1 protein-coding gene is annotated in these 628 nt (G+C 28.3%); it reads left to right on the forward strand.

Annotated features, from left to right (window positions below; all coding sequences use genetic code 11):
• Window positions 1-628 (forward strand): transposase (locus tag ACQRD5_RS17160; protein ID WP_427747117.1); only part of this gene is annotated, 628 nt, incomplete at both ends.

A 628-nucleotide genomic window follows, 5' to 3' on the forward strand; every position in this document is an offset into this window, starting at 1 on the left:
CATTAAAATCTCTTGTTAGAGAGTATTACAAACTTACTGATAACTGTTCTACTTATAAGAAAAAGTTATCTACTGATTTAAGAGTTATTTTTCCTGGTTACAAGAATGTATTTTCAAATGTAACATCAAATAGTTCCCTTGCTATATTAAATGATTATCCAACACCAGAAGCTGTTTTAAATGCTCCTAAAGACATAATAACTGATATTCTTATTAAGAAATCAAAGAGAGGTCTTACTTGGGCTGAAAATGTATATTCAAATCTTATTAATTATGCAAATGAAGCTATTATTATTGGGCTACCGCTATACGGATTTTCAGTAAAGATAACTAGCACAATAAAAATTATAAAAACTCTTGAAGATGAAATTAAAAATCTACTTAAACAAATAGAATATTTAATTAACTCTCCTAATTTTTCTGAGCAAATCAGAAAAAATATAGAACTTATTAACTCTATTCCTGGAATAGGACGATTAACAGCTATCACTATAATAGCTGAAATAGGTGATATTGATGGTTTTGTAAAACCTAAACACCTTGTTGCATTCTTTGGTATAGACAGCTCTGTTAATGAGTCCGGTAAATTTAAAGGCAATCAAAATAAAATCTCTAAACGTGGTACTAG

Source organism: Clostridium sp. SGI.024 (assembly GCF_050315195.1).
GTDB lineage: Bacteria > Bacillota > Clostridia > Clostridiales > Clostridiaceae > Clostridium.